Source organism: Fructilactobacillus sp. X3R2C1 (genome assembly GCF_059901235.1).
Genome location: NZ_JBWXVA010000009.1, coordinates 1 through 3,258 on the forward strand (window position 1 = coordinate 1; position 3,258 = coordinate 3,258).

A 3,258-nucleotide genomic window follows, 5' to 3' on the forward strand; every position below is an offset into this window, starting at 1 on the left:
GCGTGGCAACGTCCTACCCTTGCAGGGGGCGATCCCCCAACTACTCTTGGCGTGCTGAAGCTTAACTTCTGTGTTCGGCATGGGAACAGGTGTATCCTTCAGGCTTTCGCCACCACACTTAGAAAGAACTTCGTTCTCTCAAAACTAGATAATATCTTCTCTGCCCGATTAACTTCCACTTCTTTTTGCTTGGTTAAGTCCTCGACCGATTAGTATTAGTCCGCTTCACGTATCACTACGCTTCCACTTCTAACCTATCTACCTGATCATCTTTCAGGGGTCTTACTTCCATAAAGGAATGGGAAATCTCATCTCGAGGCGAGTTTCACACTTAGATGCTTTCAGCGTTTATCTCATCCATACATAGCTACCCAGCTGTGCGCCTGGCGGCGCAACTGGTACACCAGCGGTATGTCCATCCCGGTCCTCTCGTACTAGGGATAGCTCCTCTCAAATTTCCTGCGCCCGCGACGGATAGGGACCGAACTGTCTCACGACGTTCTGAACCCAGCTCGCGTACCGCTTTAATGGGCGAACAGCCCAACCCTTGGGACCAACTACAGCCCCAGGATGCGATGAGCCGACATCGAGGTGCCAAACCTCCCCGTCGATGTGAACTCTTGGGGGAGATAAGCCTGTTATCCCCAGGGTAGCTTTTATCCGTTGAGCGATGGCCCTTCCATATGGTACCACCGGATCACTAAGCCCGACTTTCGTCCCTGCTCGACCTGTATGTCTCGCAGTCAAGCTCCCTTCTGCCTTTACACTCTTTGAATGATTTCCAACCATTCTGAGGGAACCTTTGGGCGCCTCCGTTACTATTTAGGAGGCGACCGCCCCAGTCAAACTGCCAACCAGACACTGTCTCCGAGCACGTTGAGTGCTCAGGGTTAGAGTGTTCACATAGCAAGGGTAGTATCCCAATGACGCCTCCGCCGAAGCTAGCGCTCCGGTTTCAATGGCTCCTACCTATCCTGTACAAGCTGTGCAAACACCCAATATCAAGCTACAGTAAAGCTCCATGGGGTCTTTCCGTCCTGTCGCGGGTAACCTGCTTCTTCACAGGTATCTTAATTTCACCGAGTCTCTCGTTGAGACAGTGCCCAGATCGTTACGCCTTTCGTGCGGGTCGGAACTTACCCGACAAGGAATTTCGCTACCTTAGGACCGTTATAGTTACGGCCGCCGTTTACTGGGGCTTCATTTCGGAGCTTCGCCGAAGCTAACTCTTCCACTTAACCTTCCAGCACCGGGCAGGCGTCAGCCCCTATACGTCATCTTACGATTTTGCAGAAACCTGTGTTTTTGATAAACAGTCGTCTGGGCCTCTTCACTGCGGCTGTCCGTCAGGACAGCACCCCTTCTTCCGAAGTTACGGGGTCATTTTGCCGAGTTCCTTAACGAGAGTTCTCTCGCTCACCTGAGGATACTCTCCTCGACTACCTGTGTCGGTTTGCGGTACGGGTAGTTATTAACTCGCTAGAAGCTTTTCTCGGCAGCGTGACATCAGTTACTTCCCTACTATAATTTCGGTCCTCATCGTCGCTTGTCAACTCGATCAAAAGCATTTCTCTCTTGACCTGACTTACGACTTGAACATCCATCTCCATCAGGATGCACAACTTAGCCTTCTGCGTTCCTCCATCACTCAAACGTTAATAACTAGTACAGGAATCTCAACCTGTTATCCATCGTCTACGCCTCTCGGCCTCGACTTAGGTCCCGACTAACCCTGGGTGGACGAGCCTTCCCCAGGAAACCTTAGTCATTCGGTGAATCAGATTCTCACTGATTTTTCGCTACTCATACCGGCATTCTCACTTCTAAGCGCTCCACTAGTCCTTACGGTCTAGCTTCATTGCCCTTAGAACGCTCTCCTATCACGCGACAAAGTCGCGTCCGCAGTCTCGGTAATATGCTTAGCCCCGGTAAATTTTCGGCGCAGAATCACTCGACTAGTGAGCTATTACGCACTCTTTAAATGGTGGCTGCTTCTGAGCCAACATCCTAGTTGTCTATGCAACTCCACTGCCTTTTCCACTTAGCATATATTTAGGGACCTTAACTGGCGGTCTGGGCTGTTCCCCTTTCGACGATGGATCTTATCACTCATCGTCTGACTCCCGGATATAAATCAATGGTATTCGGAGTTTATCTGAACTTAGTAATCCAAGACGGACCCCTTGTCCAAACAGTGGCTCTACCTCCATGATTCTAAACTCCGAGGCTAACCCTAAAGCTATTTCGGAGAGAACCAGCTATCTCCAAGTTCGTTTGGAATTTCACCGCTATCCACACCTCATCCCAGCACTTTTCAACGTACACGGGTTCGGACCTCCGGTGCGTATTACCGCACTTTCATCCTGGACATGGATAGATCACCTGGTTTCGGGTCTATGGCAACATACTTCAACGCCCTATTCAGACTCGCTTTCGCTTCGGCTCCGCTTTTTCAACTTAACCTTGCATGCAACTATAACTCGCCGGTTCATTCTACAAGAGGCACGCTATCACCCTTAAACGGGCTCTAACTGCTTGTAGGCACATGGTTGCAGGAACTATTTCACTCCCCTTCCGGGGTGCTTTTCACCTTTCCCTCACGGTACTGGTTCACTATCGGTCACTAGGTAGTATTTAGCCTTGGGAGATGGTCCTCCCGGCTTCCGACGACGTTTCACGTGTGTCGCCGTACTCAGGATCCTGAACTGAGGGAACCTGATTTCGTCTACTGGGCTATCACCATCTATGGCTCAGCTTTCCAACTGATTCGACTATCAGATTCTTTTGTAACTCAAATGTTCAGTCCTACAACCCCGACCAGTAAACTGATCGGTTTGGGCTGTTCCCCGTTCGCTCGCCGCTACTGAGGGAATCGAAATTTTTTTCTACTCCTGCGGGTACTTAGATGTTTCAGTTCCCCGCGTCTACCGCACGGCAGCTATGAATTCACTGTCGTGCAATCATCGACTAAGATGATTGGGTTTCCCCATTCGGAAATCTCCGGATCAAAGCTTACGTACAGCTCCCCGAAGCATATCGGTGTTAGTTCCGTCCTTCATCGGCTCCTAGTACCAAGGCATTCACCATGCGCCCTTAATAACTTAACCTGCATCACTTCGTGATGTAAGTTATTGAGTATTTGCGATTTAAACTATTTTAAAAAACTCAAATAACGTAGTGGTTATTTCTCGGTTAAAATTATAATTAAAATATAATTAATACAGAAAATAATATTATCTAGTTTTCAAAGAACAAAGT

2 rRNA genes are annotated in these 3,258 nt (G+C 49.0%); both read right to left on the reverse strand.

Going from position 1 to position 3,258, the window contains the following annotated elements:
* Positions 1-117 (reverse strand): 5S ribosomal RNA (gene rrf / locus AC6UDB_RS06890).
* A gap of 72 nt (positions 118-189) precedes the next feature.
* Positions 190-3,107: ribosomal RNA gene (locus AC6UDB_RS06895) — 23S ribosomal RNA — on the reverse strand.
* Positions 3,108-3,258: the final 151 nt, after the last annotated feature.